The organism is Bradyrhizobium neotropicale, assembly GCF_001641695.1.
In the GTDB taxonomy this organism is placed as follows: domain Bacteria; phylum Pseudomonadota; class Alphaproteobacteria; order Rhizobiales; family Xanthobacteraceae; genus Bradyrhizobium; species Bradyrhizobium neotropicale.
The window spans coordinates 24,729-39,860 of sequence record NZ_LSEF01000046.1 but is presented as its reverse complement, the minus strand read 5'-3'; the positions used below and the strand labels follow the sequence as shown (position 1 = coordinate 39,860).

Here is a 15,132-nt window from a genome sequence, read left to right as displayed (position 1 = left end):
GCGATGCCCTAACCAGCGGCATGACCACCCAAGCCCCGATCTGGCGAGCAACCGTCCTCACCCTGTTTCCCGAGATGTTTCCGGGGCCGCTCGGGGTGAGCCTGGCTGGCCGCGCGCTCGGGTCCGGGCTCTGGGAGCTCGAGGCGCGGGACATCCGCGCCTCGGCAACCGACCGCCACCGCAGCGTCGACGACACGCCGGCCGGCGGCGGCCCGGGCATGGTGCTGCGGGCTGACATTCTGGCGGCCGCCATCGATGCCGCGGAGGTCGGTCCGGAGCGGCCCCGTCTCTTGATGAGCCCCCGCGGTCGGCCATTGACCCAGGTCCGCGTCGCCGAGCTCGCCCAAGGTCCTGGTCCCCTGATCGTCTGCGGGCGGTTCGAGGGGGTCGACCAGCGGGTGATCGACGGACGGGGCCTGGAGGAGGTCTCGATCGGCGACTACGTGCTCTCCGGCGGGGAAATCGCAGCCCTGGCGCTGATTGACGCCTGCGTCCGGCTGCTGCCGGGGGTCATGGGCAAGGAGGCCTCCGGAGCCGAGGAAAGCTTTTCCGAGGGCCTCCTGGAATACCCTCAATACACCCGTCCGCAGCTCTTCGAGGGGGTTCCGATACCGCAGGTCCTGATCTCCGGCGACCATGCCAAGGTCGCTGCCTGGCGAAGGGCGGAATCCGAGGCCCTGACGGCGGCCCGGCGGCCGGATTTGTGGGCCCAGGTCCCGGGCAAAGTCCCGAATCGGGCCAGTCGCCAAAAAACGCCAAAAAACAAGACAGACGGGTGACAAACGCTTCGGCTTGCCTTATAGGAGCGGCCAAATCCGCAATGGCTGGATAGACGAATTTTGCGCAGCCCCCGTCCTGCGGCTGGGCGCGCCGATGGAGATTTACCCATGAACCTGATCAAGCAGCTCGAAAAAGAGCAATTCGACAAGCTCTCCGCTGGCAAGGACATCCCGGAGTTCGCGCCCGGCGACACTGTGATCGTCAACGTGAAGGTCGTCGAAGGCGAGCGCACCCGCGTGCAGGCCTATGAGGGCGTTTGCATCGCGCGGTCCGGTGGCGGCCTCAACGAGAGCTTCACCGTGCGCAAGATTTCGTACGGCGAGGGTGTCGAGCGCGTGTTCCCGCTGCTCTCCCCGATGATCGATTCGATCAAGGTGGTGCGTCGCGGCAAGGTGCGTCGCGCCAAGCTCTATTACCTCCGCAACCTCCGCGGCAAGTCCGCCCGCATCGTCGAGAAGCAGGACCGCGCGACTGCCGTCGGCGAGTAATCTTCGCCACCAGGCAAGTTTCGAAAAGCGCGGGGCTCGGCTCCGCGCTTTTTTGTTGCGCTCGTGCCGCCGACACAGATGTCGAACCTCATCCTGAGGAGCGCGGAACGCGCGTCTCGAAGGATGAAGGCCCGGCCGGTGGCCTCGCCCTTCGAGACGCGCGCCAAGAGCGCGCTCCTCAGGGTGAGGGTCATGTCCTGACCGCGCATTGAAACCACTCGCGATTCCAATTCGGCCTGCTATATATTCTTGGAATGTTTCCAGATCCGACCAGCCTCGCCCCCGTCAAGCGCATCGTCATCGACGATCGCTCGCGGCTGCCTGGCCGGTTCTTCGGACGCTTTGCGACCTCGGCAACGTCAGAGCTTAGCCGCGCAGCTTAATCGCTGCGCTGAAGACGTTTTTGTTGCCCCGCGCGCCACCCGCGCACATCCGCTACACAACATTCCCGGAGCTGACGCTCATGTCCAAGCCGACCACATTGTACGACAAGATCTGGAACGACCATCTGGTGCACGAAGCCGACGATGGCACCTGCCTGCTCTATATCGACCGCCACCTGGTGCACGAGGTGACCTCGCCGCAGGCGTTCGAAGGCCTGCGCGCGACCGGGCGCAAGGTCCATGCGCCAGAGAAGACGCTCGCCGTCGTCGACCACAACGTGCCGACCACCGACCGCAGCAAGCCGAATCCCGACCCTGAAAGCATCGAGCAGATCAAGGCGCTGGCGGAGAACGCCAAGGAATTCGGCATCGAATATTACAACGAGTTCGACAAGCGCCAGGGCATCGTCCACGTCATCGGCCCGGAGCAGGGCTTTACGCTGCCCGGCACCACCATCGTCTGCGGTGACAGCCACACCTCGACGCATGGCGCGTTCGGCGCGCTCGCGCACGGCATCGGCACGAGCGAGGTCGAGCACGTGCTGGCGACGCAGACGCTGATCCAGAAGAAGGCGAAGAACATGCGCGTCACCGTCGACGGCAAATTGCCGGAGGGCGTGACGGGTAAGGACATCATTCTCGCGATCATCGGCGAGATCGGCACCGCGGGCGGCACCGGCTACGTGCTGGAATATGCCGGCGATGCGATCCGGGCGCTGTCGATGGAAGGCCGCATGACGGTCTGCAACATGTCGATCGAAGGCGGCGCTCGCGCCGGCCTCGTTGCGCCGGACCAGAAGGCCTACGACTTCCTGCGCGATCGCCCGAAGGCTCCGAAGGGCGCAGCCTGGGATGAAGCGATGCGCTACTGGGAGAAGCTGCGCTCCGACGAGGGCGCGCATTTCGACCATGAGCTGCGGCTGGACGCCGCAAAGCTGCCGCCGATCGTGACCTGGGGCACAAGCCCCGAGGACGTCATCTCGGTGACCGGCTTCGTGCCCGACCCCGACAAGATCGCGGACGAGGCCAAGCGCATCTCCAAGCACCGCGCGCTGAAGTACATGGGCCTGACCGCAGGCACGAAGATCACCGACATCAAGCTCGATCGCGTCTTCATCGGCTCCTGCACTAACGGCCGCATCGAAGACCTGCGCGCCGCCGCGAAGATCGCGGAAGGCAAGCAGGTCTCCGGCCACGTCAACGCCATGGTCGTACCGGGCTCCGGCATCGTGAAGGAGCAGGCCGAAGCCGAAGGTCTCGACAAGATCTTCATCAAGGCCGGCTTCGAATGGCGCGAGCCGGGCTGCTCGATGTGCCTCGCCATGAACCCGGACAAGCTGAAGCCGGAGGAGCGCTGCGCCTCGACCTCGAACCGCAACTTCGAAGGCCGCCAGGGCTTCAAGGGCCGCACCCACCTCGTCTCGCCGGCGATGGCAGCGGCCGCGGCGATCGCGGGCCACTTCGTCGACGTCAGGGACTGGCGGTAAGCCGCTTCCTGCAATTGTAGCGAACGCGGCAAACCGCCGTTAATCGGCATCGCCCACATTGCGTCCTCGCGGCACTTTCGCGAGGACGCGCGCCATGGCCAACAAGCCTGAATATGTCGATCTGATCAGCGAGGCGACACGCCAGAACCGGCGGCGCGCGGCGCCATTGCGTATCGTCGCCAAGCCTGAGGCCGAGGAGACGTCAAAGCTCAGCCGCTGGCCGCCGGCGATGTTGCGGCAGTGGAAGCTCGAGACCCTGACGCGCTGGAAGCCGGCGTCGTGGAAGCTGAAGGATTGGCTCTGAGCCACGTTCTCCGTCATGCCCGGGCTTGTCCCGGGCATCCACGCACTTCGGAGCCCGAGGCAAAGACGTGGATGGCCGGGACGAAGCCCGGCCATGACGCAAACGGTTAGAGTTCGGTCGCTCTCACATCACCAATAGCGGTACGGATGGTGCCAGCGGTGCCAATGGTGCCAGCGGCAGATGCGGCGCGGGCCGTAATAGGTCCAGATGATCCGGCAGCGGCGCGGATAGTGGTAATAGGGATAATAGCCGCCGTAATAGTAGCGCCGGTGGAAGTGGCGATAGCCGTAATAGGGACGATAGCCCCAATGGCGGTGATATCCGCCGTAGCGGTGAAAGCCGCCGTAGCGAATGCCGCCGCCGTGAAAGGCCGGCGCGGCGCGGAAGCCACCGACATGACCGGCACGAAATCCACCACCGCGGAAGCCACCGAAATGTCCGCCGCCACCACGGAAACCGCCACCGCCATGAAAACCTCCACCATGTCCACCACCGCCGCCGTGGCGCACCTGGGTGACGAGGTCGTCGGTCGCAGCCTTCGCTGCCGGTGAGCTCGCCGGATTGATCAGGGTCAGCGCTTCGGCGCGACGCGCGGTCCCCGTCGACATCATCAACGTTGCAACGGCTGCAAGCCCGAGCAAGCGCATCGGGCTTGCTCGAAGACCCGAAGTCCTCAACATGGAATTCTTCCTGAATCCGGCCAGCGACGCCTGTTCGCGGCGTCATTGCTGTTCAATTGCGGTCGCTCCCGAGATTAAATTAGGGACAGCGACGTGAATGCGTCATGAATGAACGGCGCTCGGTGCATCGCGCCTGCAACGCAGCGCCGCGAGACAGCCGCGAGACAATGGAGTTCACTAGAGATGACCGTTTACGCGATCGCACAACTGAAGATGACGGACCGCGCGGCCTATGACCGCTATCAGGCGCGGTTCTTCGACGTGTTCAGGAAATTCAATGGACGTCTCCTCGCAGCCGATGAACAGCCGCGCGTACTTGAAGGCGCATGGCCGTTCGACAAGCTGGTGATGATGTCGTTTCCCGACGAGGCCGCTTTTCTCGCCTTCTCGAACGCGCCCGACTATCTCGATATCTCACGCGATCGCACGGCAGGCGCGCAGGCGACCGTTCTGCTGGTCAAGGGTTTTACGCCCGCCATCTAGCGCGGCGACATCACCACCACGGCCCAAAGCCGAACACGAAGGGAAAGGGCACCGAGTAAGGATAGGGCCGATAGTACACAGGCCGCGCGTAGTAACGTGGTTCATATGGCACATAGCGGCGCGCTACATCATGGTGTTGCGCGTGCCGCGTTGCACCGAAAATCGCTGTCCCCGCCGAGGCCGCCGGCTTCGCCACAGGCTGAGCGACGGACTCGCTCGGCGATCCGGCAGTCATCGCAACAGCAACGGCCAGTCCGATCCACTTCATCATGGCGACCTCCGCTCTCAGCATGCGGGCATCGCAAGGCCGTCTGCAAGCAAAAACAGGCCCGGAAATCCGGGCCTGTCCGCGCCTCAAAGGCTATCGCCAGTGGCGATGATGGTGATGGTGACGATGCCAGCGGTGCCACCAGTGATGACGAGGATGCCAGCCATGTCCGTGATGCCAGTGCACTTCGGTCGTGGGCTTGGCAACATCCTGCACCGACTGTGCGGCGCCCGGATTGATCAGCGACACGGCCTGCGCGCGTTCGACCGGCGCGGCGAGAACGAACATCGCTCCGACGGCTGCGAGGCCGAAAACTTTCATGGACTGCATTTCCAGTGATCTCCTGACATCGTTCCTGCGGTGCGCGCGCTGACCAGACGTTACGGCACGCAGACGACGTTAGGGTCCACAGCCTGAATCGCGTATGAATGAACGCGCCCCGGACATGAATGCGAAGAACACGCGGCAGGTTCCGAATGCCGGCAGAACTTTTCAGGCGGCGCCAAGACCGGCCGTCAGTGACGCGCGCATCTTCTGATCGAGCGAATGCAGGAGATGGTCAATGGCGCGCCAGCCGGATTGAGCGGCGCGCCAGGCGTCAGCCGCGACGCCAGTAGCAGCTCATACGCGGCACGATCACCGTGCCGCTCGGCCGGAATTCCTGGACATAGGTCGCGTTGCATTCGCGGACCGCGTCGGGACCGGGATTGTAGCGCGGATAGACCCGGTTCTCGTCGCCATAATAGTAAGGCTGCACGCGCAGCCGGGTCGGCGGCCGCTTGCGCGGCGGCGGGGCGTCGGGCGCCGCCTGGGCCAAGCGGATTTCGGGACCAGCCGTCTGGGCCTCCGCGCCGGCGCAAAATTGCGAAAACAACCCCATGCAAAGTAGAACCAGTACCGCTGTTCCCGCCCGCATCGTACACCCACCTGAAATATCCCCTTGGTGCGACGTACGCTCTCCGTTTTCGCAGGCAACGTCAACTCTTCGTCCCATCCTATAAAGCGGGATGCATCATCAGGGAACCCGCGCTAAGGAGAGAGCATGTGGACCGACCTGAAAGCGCCCTCGCTGGCCGAGATGGAGACGATGGCGCATGACATTTTCGAGCATCTGCCGGCGCACTTTCGCAAGCTCTGCGAAGGCGTGATCATCCGGGTCGACGACTTCCCGACCGACGAGGTCCTGGACGAGATGGAGTGCGAGAGCGAGTTCGACCTGCTCGGCCTGTTCCAGGGCGTCGGCCTGCCCCAGCAGAGTTTTGGCGACGTGGCGCGGCTGCCCAACATGGTCTGGCTCTACCGCCGTCCGATCCTGGACTATTGGGCCGAGCATGACGAGACGATCGGCCATATCGTCCGCCACGTCCTGATCCACGAAATCGGCCACCATTTCGGCCTCTCGGACGACGATATGGCGGCGATTGAGGCCCAAGCAGATTGATAGTGTCGCCGCAGCGGCGGTGCGCTCCCTACCCCGCTTGCGGGGGGAGGGCTGGGGAGAGGGTGCCTCAGCCATCAAGAACCCCTGGGAGGAGAGAGCCCTCACCCGGCGCTCCGCGCCGACCTCTCCCGCAAGCGGGAGAGGTAAGGCAGATCTGCCGAATTCGGCCTAGGATTTCCGCCCTGATCGGGATAAATACCTGTTCCCCTGACCGACCCGGGAAAGTGCAACCATGGACAAGTTCACCACGCTGGAAGGCGTCGCGGCGCCGCTGAAGATCATCAATGTCGACACCGACATGATCATTCCGAAGCAGTACCTGAAGACCATCAAGCGCACGGGCCTTGGCGAGGGGCTTTTCTCCGAGCAGCGCTACCAGGACGACGGCAGCGAGAACCCGGATTTCGTGCTCAACCAGCCGGCCTATCGCAACGCCAAGGTGCTGGTCGCCGGCGACAATTTCGGCTGCGGCNTCGAGCCGCGAGCACGCGCCCTGGGCGCTGCTCGACTTCGGCATCCGCTGCGTGATCTCGACCTCGTTCGGCGACATCTTCTACAATAACTGCTTCAAGAACGGCATTCTGCCGATCCGCGTCTCCCAGGAAGACCTCGACAAGCTGTTCGACGACGCCGAGCGCGGCGCCAATGCGACGCTGACGATCGACCTGCCGAACCAGGAGATCCGCGGTCCCGACGGCGGCAAGGTGAAGTTCGAGATCGACCCATTCCGCAAGCACTGCCTGATCAACGGTCTCGACGACATCGGTCTCACGATGGAGAAGAAGGCCTCGATCGACACCTACGAGGACAAGCTCAAGCGCGAGCGTGCCTGGGCCTGAGATCAGCTTTTCAGTTCGAGCCCCGGTGCTGCCAGCGCCGGGGCTTTTTCTTTGCCCTCGTTATCCTCCATTTTTTTGAGCATGATCTTCTCGGAAAACCGCTGCACACTTTTCCGGATCATGCTCTAAGCTTCCCCTGATGCTGCCCGAAATCGTCACCTTCTGGCACGGCCCGATGGATGCGCTGCGCCAGACCTGTCTGCGCTCGCAGCTTGCTGCCGGCCACAAGGTTACGGTCTACAGCTTCGATCCCATTCCTGGCCTGCCCTCAGGTGTCGGCAACGCCGATGCCGAAGCGATCCTGCCGTATGCCTTCTCGGAACGGCTGCGGCCGCCGCAGCCTGATGGCAGCTGGCGCGACTGGACCACGCTGCAGTTCAGCGACTTCTTCCGGATGAAGCTGATGGCCAAGAGCCTGGGCCTCTGGCTCGACGCCGACGTACTGCTGCTGAAGCCCGTCGAGATCGATCCGGTGAGGCCCTACTTCGCCTGGGAGCGGCCGCGGCAGCTCGGCAACTCCGTGATCTACCTGCCGGCGGAGCATGGCATCGTCCGCGCCTTCGAAGAGCTGATGGAGCAGGAGGAGCTGACGCCCGACTGGCTCTCGCTGCGCCATCGCATCACGTTTGCGATGCGCCGCTTGCGCGGCGGCTCGAACCGCCTCGCCGACATCCGCGTCGCGATCTTCGGCCCGGCAGCACTCACCGCGCTCGCCCGCCGCACCGGCGAGCTCCGCTGCGCCCTGCCGAAGCAGTCGTTCTACGCCGTGCATGCCGAGCCAAGACTCTTCTTCGAGCCGTCGAGCTATCTCGGCCTCGTTACCAACCCCGATATCATCGGCCTGCACATCTCGCCCAAAGGCCGCGGCGGCCAGTCACCGATTCCAGGCAGCCTGTATGCGTGGGCCGTGGAGCGGTTTCGCTAAGTTGCTCTCATGCCCCGGACGCGACGCAGCATGAAATGATGCGTCGCTGAGCCGGGGCCCAGCAATGCGGCACCATGGGTCCTGGCTCTGCGGCGCAACGCATTGGACGATGCTCCGCATCGCCAAGCGCGCCGCACCGCGTCCGGGACATGAGATTCCAATTTGATCCAGCGCAACGCATTTTCCTGCAGGTCTGCTCTATTCGGCTTCAATCTCACGACTCGAATGGAGGCTCGCATGAGCACCGCAAGCAGGCCATATCCCATCGTCCAGGACCTCATCGAGTCCTTTGCCGGCTGGCTGAAGCATCGCCGCGAGCTGAACGAGATGCGGCAGCTCGATCGCTCCGACTTCAACCGGATTGCAGGCGACCTCAGGATTTCACCTGACGATCTGGAGGAGCTGGTCCGCCACGGCAAGCATGCCGCCGACGAGCTGCCGAAAATGCTGGACCAACTCGGCATCAGCGTGGAGCAACTCGGCCGCGCACAGCCGCTGTTGCTGCGCGACATGGAGCGGGTGTGCGCGCTGTGCAGCCAAAAGGCGCAATGCGACCGCGATCTCGCCGATGGCACCGCGGCGGAGAACTACCACGGCTATTGCGGCAACGCCTCGACGCTGGAGTCGCTCGAGCGCACGCCACACTGACGCGGCGCGACATTTATCACCTCGCTGGCGGCGCTGCATTCGAGACCGCCGCAGCGCCGAAGACACGCGGATCAATCGCGACTGGACGACGCGGCAGCGCGGCGAGGACCGCATGGACATGGATCGCATGCGTCAGCGCCAGATGGGACGCATGATGGACCAGGATGAAGATCGTCAGACCACCGGCCGAAGCTGGCAGCGCGACGATGATGACATGGATCGCGGCCGCCGATATGGCTCTGCGGACCGGAGCGAAGGCCGTTATTACTATGAAGTCCGGCCGCGTGCTCGCGTGAAGATCTGCGTCGAATACGAGAACGGGGACGAGTTCTGCCGGTACCGCGACTAGCTGATACGGTGCGCGCCTGGCCGTTCCCATCGCGGCGACGATTCCGATCGTAGTCAGCAGTCACACCGGCAGGTCAGAAAAATTGCGTTTCTCGGGCACCTCAGCGGCTACCCGATTGCCGGCGGATATCTTCCAAAATACCGCGCATCGCATCGATCTCTTTGCCGAAGCCTGCCCAATCACCGGATTTCAACCGCTCCGTGGCCTGGTTGTAGTGCGTGAGCGCCTCCTGCGCGCGCGCTGCCGCGGAGCCTTCGGTGGGTGTTTCCGCGGTTACACCCGACGCTGCCGCGGAGGGGCCGCTGTCCACGAAGAGTGCCGACAGAGCCTCGGCAAGCGTTTCCTTCATGACGACATGCTCACCATAGGCGGCAATCACCCGCTTGAGCTCCGGCAAATGTCCTTGCTCAGCCCGCAAATACAGCGGCGACACGTAGAGAATCGAATTCTCGATCGGAATCACGAGCAGATTTCCCCGGATCACCCGCGACCCCATCTGGTTCCACAGCGATATCTGCTGGGAGATCTCCGTGTTCTGATGAATTCGCGCCTCGATCTGGAAAGGCCCGTAGACCAGCTTCTCCTTGGGAAATTCGTACACGATCAGCTTGCCATAGCCGGGCTCGTCGCAGCGTGCGGCAAGCCAAGCGATCATGTTGTCGCGACGGCTCGGCACCATCGGGATCATGATGAAGAACTCGGCTTGCGCCTCTCCGGGCAGCCGCATGATGATGTAGTAGGGGGCCATGGTGGTGATGCCGTCCATTGAAGAGACGCCATCACCGGCCGGTTGACGCGGAAACTGCCAGAGGTCCTCCCGGTTATAGAAAACATCGGCAGCTTCCATGTGGTAGGTCTGGAAAAGTCGCGCCTGAATCAGGAAGAGATCTTCGGGATAACGGATGTGCTTCTGAAGATCGGACGGCATGGCCGCGAACGGCTTGAACAGGTCCGGGAAGATTCGCTGATAGGTCGCGGCAACCGGGTCGGCCGGGTCCATCAGGTAAAAATCGACGGTGCCGTTGTAGGCGTCGATCACGACCTTCACCGAATTGCGGATATAGTTGAGGTTGTAGCCGGGCGCAGGCTGTGCGTAAGGAAAGTATTCGCTGGTCGTGTAGGCGTCCTGCATCCAGAACATCCGGCCCTCGCTGACGACCAGATAGGGATCGCGATCGAGAGGGAGGAACGGGGCGATCGTGCCGACCCGCTTCTGAATGTTGCGCCGGATCATGATGCGGCTGTCGTCACCGATGTAGTCTGACAGCAGCAGGTTCACATCGTTGAAATGGTGGGCGAAGATCAGTCTCCGCACCATGCCCGACAGCGGCACGCCGCCGGAGCCATCATAGGATGCGTAGACATTGTCCTTTCCCCTGGGATAGTCGAATTCCGGAACGGTTCCCTTGACGATGACGTAGTCCTCGGTCTGCTGCCCGTAATAGATGCGCGGCTCGCGAATGGCGGGACCTCCGTGCGCGACCGGAGGAATGTCGTGCAGATAGAGAAGCGGAAGGCCTTCACCGCTCTTCTGGGTGACCGGACTCATCACCGCACCATTGCCGTGGGTGAACAGGATGTGGCGGTTGACCCAGGTCTGCGCGTTCGGTGGCAGCAGCGCGGAATTCAACTCGCGGCCTGAAATCATCACGCTTTGATAGGTGTCGCCAAACCAGTAGCGATCGACATCGAGGTCGCGCAGTTTGTAGTAGGTGCGAATCTCCTGCAGTTGCGCGTAGGTGTCGGCCAATGGTTGCCAATCCCACAGCCTTATATTTTCAATGGTGGCTTTGTTGGCCTCGAGTGTCCTGAAGGTCAGGTTCTGTTCCGCAGGGAACGGCTTCGGCACGATCCGATTGAGATTGTAGGCTTCCCGGGTCAGCGCAATGTTGCGCTCCATGTAGGGCCGCTCCCAGTCCAGCTCGTTCGGCCCGACATAGAAGCGCTGAAACACTGCGGGGATGATGCCCGATAGCAGGAGTGCGCCGCCGAACAGCAGCACAATCGCGGCGGTGGGGAGGCGGTAGGTACGCACCCACAGGTTCGCGCATGCCGCCAAAGCGGCGACGATCGAAAGTGCGATCAGCAACCACAGCACCGGCAGTTCCACATTGACGTCTGTGAAGCCTGCGCCGACCACCACGCCGTTGTCGCCGTACAGCAGGAGATAGCGGTCGAGACTGTAGGACCACGCCTTCACGCCAAAGAAAAGGCCGAGAAGCGCCGAACCGTGCGAGATCGCCGCTGGCGATATTTTCTGCACCCGGTCCTCGATGTCGCCGTGCACCCAGTAGATAGACCCGGCGAACAGTGCGCTCATGACGAGCGTCAGCAATGCCCAATTCTTGATGGCCACAAAGGCCGGCAGGGAAAACAGGTAGAATCCGATATCCTTGTCGTACAAGGGATCGTTGGTGCCGTAGGGCACCTGATAGATGAAGCGCAGAAGAGTGCTCCAGTTGCCGACTTCTCCCCAGGCGACAAGCAGAGCGACGAGGCCGCTACTGGCGGCGATCATACTGCGCCACGGCAGCCGCTCGCGCAGGAATTCAAGCGGATCGGGCTGCGCCGCGGCGGCCGCGAGCGGCGGGTCGAAGGCCGCGGGCAACCGGCTTCGGCGCCCGGCAAGGCCTAGTGCAAGGCGCGCGTTCGCCCACAAGATGGCGGCGGTCGCCGCGAAAACGACGAGGAAGACGGCGGCTTTCGCGCCGATTGTGGTCCAGAAGACCTGCGTGTAGCCGATCGACGAGAACCACATCCAGTCGACCAGGAAGTCGCCGACGAGAGCGAGCAGGATCAGGCCGATCGCGGCGATGATGGCCGCGATGATGAATCCCACCACGGCGCTTCGCCCTGGTGCCTTCCGTTCGGGTCCGGAAATCCCGATCGTCATGGTTACATTATAGCAGAACGACGGACGTGGCGCGCCTGTTGCGGGGGGCGCCGCACCTGCTTTTTGCTCCGCACTCCTACAACAGGCGGATACCGGCATCAGGGCGCGCGTCGAACTCGGGAGGACGCGCGAGTTCTTGGAGGGCTGCGCAGCAGATATCTCGGTGAGGTCAGCGGAGGGTCAAGAGCGGCAATGCTCTCGGCAAGCAGAACATCTCCGCTTGGCGTGGGAAAGCGGATATCGCTTTCTCGTATCCGTGCCCTAGCCCTTGCTCATCGCCGCGATCGCATCCGCGATTGCGATCGTGCGCCGCGCCATGTCGGCGTGCAGGCGCTCCACCATCGTACCATCGAGCCGGATCGCGCCGCGCGAGACGTTCTCCGGCAATTCGAACGCCGCGATGATTTTCCGGGCGCGTGCGACTTCCTCCTCGGGCGGCGTGAAGATCGCGTTGCAGGCCTCGATCTGCGACGGATGGATCAGCGTCTTGCCGTCGAAGCCGAGATCGCGGCCCTGCGCGCACTCGGTCGCAAAACCATCCGAATTGTTGATGTCGCTATAGGGGCCGTCGAGAATTTCGAGGCCATGCGCACGCGTCGCCAGGATGCAATGGGTGATCATCGGGATCATCGCGGCGCGGCCGGGCAGCATCCGGATCCGCGTCTCCCGCGAGATGTCGTTCGGTCCGAACACGAAGCCCGACAGCCGCGTCTGCGGATCGCGCCCGGCAGCGGACAGTTCCTCGGCATGCAGCACCGCGCGCGCCGTCTCGATCATGGCCCACACCCTGACCGTCGGCGCCGCGCCAAGCTCGGCGAGGCGCCGGCCGATGGTGTCGAGGTCTTCGACGGTAGAGACCTTTGGAACCAGGATACCGTCCGACGACGCCTTGGCCGCCATCGCGACGTCGTCGGCCCACCAGGGCGTGTCGAGGCCGTTGGTCCGGATCAAGATCTCGCGCCTGCCGAACCCCTTGGCCGCGATCGCAGCGGCAATCTGGTCGCGCGCTACCGCCTTGGCGTCGGGAGCGACGGAATCCTCGAGGTCGAGGATCAGGCCGTCGGCGGACAGATTGCGCGCCTTTTCAAGCGCGCGGGGGTTGGAGCCGGGCATGAACAGATGGCTGCGGCGCGGGCGGGTCATGCGGGCGTTCCTTCCGGTTTCCTCGAGCAGGCCTTTACCGAAGCCGATAGCACTTGGCCTGCCTATTCGAAAGGCTTGTTCGTCCCTGCGGTATATGATTAGGCATAGGCCATGATCACATTCCCTCAGCACTTGCTGGACGGCTACAAGGCCTTTGCAACCGAGCGCCTGCCGGCCGAGCAGAACCGCTACCGCGAGCTATCGGTGAAGGGACAGTCGCCCGAAGTGATGGTGATCGGCTGCTGCGATTCCCGCGTCTCGCCCGAAGTGATCTTCGATGTCGGCCCGGGGGAGCTCTTCGTGGTCCGCAACATCGCCAATCTGGTGCCGACGTATCAGCCCGATGAGAACGCGCATGGCGTCTCGGCGGCGCTGGAGTACGCGGTGACCGTGCTGCGTGTGAAGCACATCGTGGTGCTCGGGCACGCGCAATGCGGCGGCATCCGCGCCTTCGTCGACAAGATCGAGCCGCTCACGCCCGGCGATTTCATCGGCAAATGGATGCAGATGTTCATCAAGCCGGGCGAGGTGGTCGAGCAGCGCGAGCACGAGACGATGGCGCAGTTCGTCGAGCGCATCGAAAAGGCCGCGGTGTTCCGCAGCCTCGAAAACCTCATGACCTTCCCGTTCGTGCGCAAGGCCGTGGACAGCGGCCACACCCAGCTCCACGGCGCCTATTTCGGCGTCGCGGAGGGATCACTGTTCGTGCTGGACAAGGTGGCGAAGGAATTCAGGAGCGTCAGGGACGCGGCATGAATTTGTAGGGTGGGTTAGCCGAAGGCGTAACCCACCGCTTCTGTCTCCACGGAAATCAAAGAGGTGGGTTACGCCGCGCGGACTGCGCTTTCGCGCAGCCGCGGGGCTAACCCACCCTACGCAGCTCTTAAGCCGCCTTCTTCTTCGCGCTGATCAGCTTGCGGTTGATCAGGACCTCGGCGATCTGGATCGCGTTGAGCGCGGCGCCCTTGCGAAGATTGTCGGACACGCACCACAGCACGAGACCATTCTCCACCGTCGCATCCTCGCGGATGCGGCTGATGTAGGTGGCGTCCTCGCCGGCCGCTTCATACGGCGTGGCGTAGCCGCCGGGCTCCTGCTTGTCGATGACGAGACAGCCGGGCGCTTTGCGCAGGATCTCGCGCGCTTCGTCGGCGGTGATCGGATTCTCGAACTCGATGTTGACGGCCTCGGAGTGACCGACGAACACCGGCACGCGCACGCAGGTCGCGGAGAGCTTGATCTTGGGATCAAGGATCTTCTTGGTCTCCGCCATCATCTTCCACTCTTCCTTGGTGTAGCCGTCCTCCATGAAGACGTCGATGTGGGGGATGACGTTGAAGGCGATGCGCTTGGGGAATTTCTTCGCGATCAGCTCGTCATTGGTGTAGACGGCCTTGGTCTGCGAGAACAACTCGTCCATCGCGTCCTTGCCGGCGCCCGACACCGATTGATAGGTCGAGACCACGACGCGCTTGATGGTCGCCTTGTCGTGCAGCGGCTTCAGCGCGACCACGAGCTGCGCGGTCGAGCAGTTCGGGTTGGCGATGATGTTCTTCTTGGCAAAGTCCTTGGTCGCGTCCGCGTTCACTTCGGGCACGATCAACGGCACGTCCGGGTCCATGCGCCAGGCCGAGGAATTGTCGATCACGACGGCGCCGGCGGCGCCGATCTTCGGCGACCATTCCTTCGACACCGAACCGCCCGCCGACATCAGGCAGATGTCGATGTCGGAGAAGTCGTAGTGCTCGAGCGCTTTGACCTTCAGGGTCCGGTCGCCATAGGAGACCTCGACGCCGACGCTGCGGCGCGACGCCAGCGCCACGACCTCGTCCGCGGGGAATTTGCGCTCATCCAGAATGTTGAGCATTTCCCGTCCGACATTGCCGGTCGCTCCGACGACTGCGACTTTGTAACCCATCGTTCACTCTCCGATGAAAAAGGCCCTCCTGCGAGATCAGGCTTAAGCAGGAAGAGCAGCGCTTCTATGCGAGAACCGGCCTCAAGACAACGTTGGACCATGC

18 protein-coding genes and 1 pseudogene are annotated in these 15,132 nt (G+C 63.3%); 12 read left to right on the top strand and 7 right to left on the bottom strand.

Annotation, left to right across the window (positions count from 1 at the left end):
• Window positions 1-20: 20 nt before the first annotated feature.
• From trmD to AXW67_RS14425, 4 genes are all read left to right on the top strand, one after another.
• Window positions 21-779, top strand: coding sequence for a tRNA (guanosine(37)-N1)-methyltransferase TrmD (gene trmD, locus AXW67_RS14440; protein WP_063678414.1), 759 nt, complete (start codon window positions 21-23; stop codon window positions 777-779).
• Between the two features lie 108 nt (window positions 780-887).
• Complete coding sequence (rplS, locus tag AXW67_RS14435) at window positions 888-1,268, top strand: 50S ribosomal protein L19 (RefSeq protein WP_027554458.1); 381 nt, start codon at window positions 888-890, stop codon at window positions 1,266-1,268.
• 463 nt (window positions 1,269-1,731) lie between these two features.
• On the top strand, window positions 1,732-3,138 hold the full coding sequence (leuC, locus tag AXW67_RS14430) for a 3-isopropylmalate dehydratase large subunit (protein ID WP_027554457.1): 1,407 nt from the start codon (window positions 1,732-1,734) through the stop codon (window positions 3,136-3,138).
• 94 nt (window positions 3,139-3,232) lie between these two features.
• Complete coding sequence (locus AXW67_RS14425; protein ID WP_063678413.1) at window positions 3,233-3,442, top strand: hypothetical protein; 210 nt, start codon at window positions 3,233-3,235, stop codon at window positions 3,440-3,442.
• Window positions 3,443-3,570: 128 nt separating this feature from the next.
• On the opposite strand, the gene AXW67_RS14420 is transcribed toward AXW67_RS14425, so the two are convergent.
• Window positions 3,571-4,122, bottom strand: a complete 552-nt coding sequence (locus tag AXW67_RS14420; RefSeq protein ID WP_063678412.1) for a hypothetical protein — start codon at window positions 4,120-4,122, stop codon at window positions 3,571-3,573.
• A gap of 183 nt (window positions 4,123-4,305) precedes the next feature.
• Here AXW67_RS14420 and AXW67_RS14415 point away from each other — a divergent pair, with 183 nt between their 5' ends.
• The gene (locus AXW67_RS14415) at window positions 4,306-4,605 is read left to right on the top strand and encodes a DUF1330 domain-containing protein (RefSeq protein ID WP_063678411.1); all 300 of its coding nucleotides are present in this window, start codon (window positions 4,306-4,308) and stop codon (window positions 4,603-4,605) included.
• Window positions 4,606-4,615: 10 nt separating this feature from the next.
• On the opposite strand, the gene AXW67_RS14410 is transcribed toward AXW67_RS14415, so the two are convergent.
• From AXW67_RS14410 to AXW67_RS14400, 3 genes are all read right to left on the bottom strand, one after another.
• On the bottom strand, window positions 4,616-4,876 hold the full coding sequence (locus tag AXW67_RS14410) for a hypothetical protein (RefSeq protein WP_063678489.1): 261 nt from the start codon (window positions 4,874-4,876) through the stop codon (window positions 4,616-4,618).
• A gap of 90 nt (window positions 4,877-4,966) precedes the next feature.
• Complete coding sequence (locus AXW67_RS14405; protein ID WP_245315545.1) at window positions 4,967-5,194, bottom strand: hypothetical protein; 228 nt, start codon at window positions 5,192-5,194, stop codon at window positions 4,967-4,969.
• Window positions 5,195-5,471: 277 nt separating this feature from the next.
• Window positions 5,472-5,753 carry a hypothetical protein gene (locus AXW67_RS14400; protein WP_027554452.1) on the bottom strand — a complete coding sequence of 94 codons (282 nt, stop codon included), beginning with the start codon at window positions 5,751-5,753 and terminating at the stop codon, window positions 5,472-5,474.
• A 162-nt stretch (window positions 5,754-5,915) separates the two neighbouring features.
• Here AXW67_RS14400 and AXW67_RS14395 point away from each other — a divergent pair, with 162 nt between their 5' ends.
• The 6 genes and pseudogenes from AXW67_RS14395 to AXW67_RS14375 all read left to right on the top strand — a co-directional run bounded on the left by AXW67_RS14395 (window position 5,916) and on the right by AXW67_RS14375 (window position 9,075).
• The gene (locus AXW67_RS14395) at window positions 5,916-6,314 is read left to right on the top strand and encodes a metallopeptidase family protein (RefSeq protein ID WP_063678409.1); all 399 of its coding nucleotides are present in this window, start codon (window positions 5,916-5,918) and stop codon (window positions 6,312-6,314) included.
• Between the two features lie 232 nt (window positions 6,315-6,546).
• Window positions 6,547-6,786, top strand: a pseudogene (locus AXW67_RS44025) (3-isopropylmalate dehydratase small subunit); the annotation flags it as partial.
• Window position 6,787: 1 nt separating this feature from the next.
• Window positions 6,788-7,153 (top strand): 3-isopropylmalate dehydratase small subunit (gene leuD / locus AXW67_RS44020; protein WP_245315543.1); only part of this gene is annotated, 366 nt, incomplete at its 5' end.
• A 139-nt stretch (window positions 7,154-7,292) separates the two neighbouring features.
• Window positions 7,293-8,078 (top strand): glycosyltransferase family 32 protein, encoded by a 786-nt coding sequence (locus AXW67_RS14385; RefSeq protein ID WP_063678408.1) that lies wholly within the window; start codon window positions 7,293-7,295, stop codon window positions 8,076-8,078.
• 237 nt (window positions 8,079-8,315) lie between these two features.
• Window positions 8,316-8,726 (top strand): DUF6455 family protein, encoded by a 411-nt coding sequence (locus tag AXW67_RS14380; protein ID WP_027554449.1) that lies wholly within the window; start codon window positions 8,316-8,318, stop codon window positions 8,724-8,726.
• Window positions 8,727-8,838: 112 nt separating this feature from the next.
• The gene (locus AXW67_RS14375; RefSeq protein WP_063678407.1) at window positions 8,839-9,075 is read left to right on the top strand and encodes a hypothetical protein; all 237 of its coding nucleotides are present in this window, start codon (window positions 8,839-8,841) and stop codon (window positions 9,073-9,075) included.
• Between the two features lie 100 nt (window positions 9,076-9,175).
• Here AXW67_RS14375 and AXW67_RS14370 read toward each other — a convergent pair whose 3' ends face one another.
• On the bottom strand, window positions 9,176-11,968 hold the full coding sequence (locus tag AXW67_RS14370) for a UPF0182 family membrane protein (protein WP_145927623.1): 2,793 nt from the start codon (window positions 11,966-11,968) through the stop codon (window positions 9,176-9,178).
• A 261-nt stretch (window positions 11,969-12,229) separates the two neighbouring features.
• The gene (locus AXW67_RS14365; RefSeq protein WP_063678405.1) at window positions 12,230-13,111 is read right to left on the bottom strand and encodes an HpcH/HpaI aldolase/citrate lyase family protein; all 882 of its coding nucleotides are present in this window, start codon (window positions 13,109-13,111) and stop codon (window positions 12,230-12,232) included.
• Window positions 13,112-13,222: 111 nt separating this feature from the next.
• Here AXW67_RS14365 and AXW67_RS14360 point away from each other — a divergent pair, with 111 nt between their 5' ends.
• Window positions 13,223-13,867, top strand: a complete 645-nt coding sequence (locus AXW67_RS14360) for a carbonic anhydrase (protein ID WP_027555385.1) — start codon at window positions 13,223-13,225, stop codon at window positions 13,865-13,867.
• A gap of 127 nt (window positions 13,868-13,994) precedes the next feature.
• On the opposite strand, the gene AXW67_RS14355 is transcribed toward AXW67_RS14360, so the two are convergent.
• On the bottom strand, window positions 13,995-15,029 hold the full coding sequence (locus AXW67_RS14355) for an aspartate-semialdehyde dehydrogenase (protein ID WP_063678404.1): 1,035 nt from the start codon (window positions 15,027-15,029) through the stop codon (window positions 13,995-13,997).
• Window positions 15,030-15,132: the final 103 nt, after the last annotated feature.

Coding starts and splice junctions, on each gene's coding strand:
- trmD (WP_063678414.1), top strand. CDS start 21: ATGACCACCCAAGCCCCGATCTGGCGAGCAACCGTCCTCACCCTGTTT.
- rplS (WP_027554458.1), top strand. CDS start 888: ATGAACCTGATCAAGCAGCTCGAAAAAGAGCAATTCGACAAGCTCTCC.
- leuC (WP_027554457.1), top strand. CDS start 1,732: ATGTCCAAGCCGACCACATTGTACGACAAGATCTGGAACGACCATCTG.
- AXW67_RS14425 (WP_063678413.1), top strand. CDS start 3,233: ATGGCCAACAAGCCTGAATATGTCGATCTGATCAGCGAGGCGACACGC.
- AXW67_RS14420 (WP_063678412.1), bottom strand. CDS start 4,122: ATGTTGAGGACTTCGGGTCTTCGAGCAAGCCCGATGCGCTTGCTCGGG.
- AXW67_RS14415 (WP_063678411.1), top strand. CDS start 4,306: ATGACCGTTTACGCGATCGCACAACTGAAGATGACGGACCGCGCGGCC.
- AXW67_RS14410 (WP_063678489.1), bottom strand. CDS start 4,876: ATGATGAAGTGGATCGGACTGGCCGTTGCTGTTGCGATGACTGCCGGA.
- AXW67_RS14405 (WP_245315545.1), bottom strand. CDS start 5,194: ATGAAAGTTTTCGGCCTCGCAGCCGTCGGAGCGATGTTCGTTCTCGCC.
- AXW67_RS14400 (WP_027554452.1), bottom strand. CDS start 5,753: ATGGGGTTGTTTTCGCAATTTTGCGCCGGCGCGGAGGCCCAGACGGCT.
- AXW67_RS14395 (WP_063678409.1), top strand. CDS start 5,916: ATGTGGACCGACCTGAAAGCGCCCTCGCTGGCCGAGATGGAGACGATG.
- AXW67_RS14385 (WP_063678408.1), top strand. CDS start 7,293: ATGCTGCCCGAAATCGTCACCTTCTGGCACGGCCCGATGGATGCGCTG.
- AXW67_RS14380 (WP_027554449.1), top strand. CDS start 8,316: ATGAGCACCGCAAGCAGGCCATATCCCATCGTCCAGGACCTCATCGAG.
- AXW67_RS14375 (WP_063678407.1), top strand. CDS start 8,839: ATGGACATGGATCGCATGCGTCAGCGCCAGATGGGACGCATGATGGAC.
- AXW67_RS14370 (WP_145927623.1), bottom strand. CDS start 11,968: ATGACGATCGGGATTTCCGGACCCGAACGGAAGGCACCAGGGCGAAGC.
- AXW67_RS14365 (WP_063678405.1), bottom strand. CDS start 13,111: ATGACCCGCCCGCGCCGCAGCCATCTGTTCATGCCCGGCTCCAACCCC.
- AXW67_RS14360 (WP_027555385.1), top strand. CDS start 13,223: ATGATCACATTCCCTCAGCACTTGCTGGACGGCTACAAGGCCTTTGCA.
- AXW67_RS14355 (WP_063678404.1), bottom strand. CDS start 15,029: ATGGGTTACAAAGTCGCAGTCGTCGGAGCGACCGGCAATGTCGGACGG.